The organism is Inquilinus sp. (assembly GCF_057815775.1).
In genome coordinates this window covers 1-2,138 of record NZ_JBYRFX010000742.1, presented here as the reverse complement: position 1 = coordinate 2,138, position 2,138 = coordinate 1, and the positions used below count along the sequence as shown (strand labels likewise).

At 68.1% G+C, this 2,138-nt stretch carries 2 protein-coding genes; both read right to left on the bottom strand.

Features of this window, described 5'->3' with window-relative positions; genetic code table 11:
- Positions 1-207: 207 nt before the first annotated feature.
- On the bottom strand, positions 208-1,080 hold the full coding sequence (locus tag AC3XYG_RS26115) for an ABC transporter permease (RefSeq protein WP_489142797.1): 873 nt from the start codon (positions 1,078-1,080) through the stop codon (positions 208-210).
- A 12-nt stretch (positions 1,081-1,092) separates the two neighbouring features.
- Positions 1,093-2,013, bottom strand: coding sequence for an ABC transporter permease (locus AC3XYG_RS26110; protein WP_489142796.1), 921 nt, complete (start codon positions 2,011-2,013; stop codon positions 1,093-1,095).
- Positions 2,014-2,138: the final 125 nt, after the last annotated feature.

The window sequence follows — 2,138 nt, the reverse complement described above, 5'->3', positions numbered from 1 at the left end:
GCCGCCAACGTAAAGGCCAAGCAGGCCGCCGACGCCGCCCGCAAGGCCGGGCTGACCACGGCGTTCCTGACCTTCCTGGCGCTGCTGATCGGGGCGTTCATCGCCGCGGTCAGCGCCGCGCTGGGCGGCCATCTGCGCGACGACTGATCGAGGCAGCACCCCTCGCGATACGGAAAGCCCCGGCCTCGGCCGGGGCTTTTCTTTGCGCTACCGCCGGGGATCCAGCAGGTCGCGCAGCCCGTCGCCGAACAGGTTGAAGCCCAGCACCGAGAAGGTGATGGCCAGGCCCGGGAACAGCGACAGCCAGATGTTCACGCCCAGGAAGTTGCGGCCGTCGCTCATCATCGCGCCCCATTCCGGCGTCGGCGGCTGGGCGCCAAGGCCGAGGAAGCTCAAGCTGGCAGCGGTCAGCACCACCGTGCCGGCGGTCAGCGTCGCCTGGACGATGATCGGCCCCAGCGCGTTGCGCAGGATGTGCTGGAACAGGATGCGCCACAGCCCGGCGCCCAGGGCCCGCGCCGCCTCGGTGTACTCCACCTGCTTCAGCGACAGCGCCAGGTTGCGGGCCAGCCGGCCATAGACCGGAATCGAGAAGATGGCGATGCCGATCATCAGGTTGACCAGGCTGGTGCCCAGGATGCTGACGATCAGGATCGACAGCACGATGCCGGGGAAGGCGAACAGGATGTCCATGAACCAGATGATGATCTGGTCGACCCTGCCGCCGGAATAGCCGGCCAGCAGGCCGAGCGGAATGCCGACCACCAGGGCGATGCCGACGCCCAGCACGATCTCCAGCAGCGACAGCCGGGCGCCATAGATGATGCGCGAGAACAGGTCGCGGCCATATTGGTCGGTGCCGAACAGATGCTCGGCCGAAGGCGGCCGCAGCGCCGCGGTCAGGGCCTGCTGCACCGGGTCGTGCGTGGCCAGCAGCGGCGCCAGCAGGCCGGCCAGCACCAGCAGCAGCACCATGGTGCCGCCGATGGTCAGGTTCTTGTGCCGGCGCAGGATGCGGCCCAGGCGTTTGGCCCGGGACGGGCCGGCCGGAAGGTCGTCGCTGTCGGCGATCGTGGTCACGGGCCTGCTGTCCTAGTCGAAACGGATGCGGGGATTGATGGCGGCGATCACAAGGTCGGCCAGGAAGTTCACCACCACCACCGACACCACGGTCAGCAGCGTCACGCCCTGGATGATCGGATAGTCGCGATAGCGCACGGCATCGACCAGCAGCCGGCCGATCCCCGGCCAGTTGAACACGGATTCGGTGACCACGGCACCGCCCAGCAACCCGCCGAAATTCAGCCCGACGATGGTGACGATCGGGATCAGCGCGTTGCGCAGCGCGTGCTTGCGGTAGATCACGGCACTGCCCAGCCCCTTGGCGCGGGCGGTGCGGATATAGTCCTGGCCGATCACCTCCAACATGCTCGACCGCGTCATCCGCGCGATCAGCGCCGCCGGCAGCAGGCCGAGCGCGATCGACGGCATGACATAGTTCTGCCAGCTGCCGGCCCCCAGCAGCGGCAGCCAGCGCAGCTGCACCGAGAACAGGTTCATCATCATCAGCGCCAGCCAGAAATTGGCGACCGAGGCGCCGCCGATCGCGGCGATCATCACCGCCTGGTCGGGCCAGGCGTTGCGGTAGATGGCGGCCAGCATCCCGGCCAGCACGCCCGCGATGATGGCGATGGCGTAGCTGACCACGGCCAGCGACACGGTGTAGGGGAAGCGCTCGCCGATTTCCTCGATCACAGGCTTCTTCGACTTGATCGATTCGCCGAAGTCGCCCTGGGCCGCGTTGCTCAGGAACAGGCCGTATTGCAGCAGGAACGGCTGGTCGAGGCCGAGGCGGGTGCGCATGCCGTCGACCGCATCCTGGGTCGCCTGCGGCCCGGCCATGATTCGCGCCGGGTCGCCCGGCAGCATCCGCACCGCGCCGAAGATCAGGAAGGAAACGCCGATCAAGATCAGCGGCAGGCCGGCCAGCTTGCGGGTCAGGTAGGCCTTCATGCGGCGAGGGTCCCGAGGGCTGCGCGTTGCCTCTCCCGCGGGACAGTATCTTCTCGGAACTCGCTCGTCTGTTCGGACCTCTGCTTTCCACTCTCCCCCTCCCCTTGCGGGAGGGGGTAGGGGGA

What these genes read in the sequence shown, in the direction of transcription:
- AC3XYG_RS26110 (WP_489142796.1), bottom strand. Translation starts at nt 2,013, where the DNA reads ATGAAGGCCTACCTGACCCGCAAGCTGGCCGGCCTGCCGCTGATCTTG.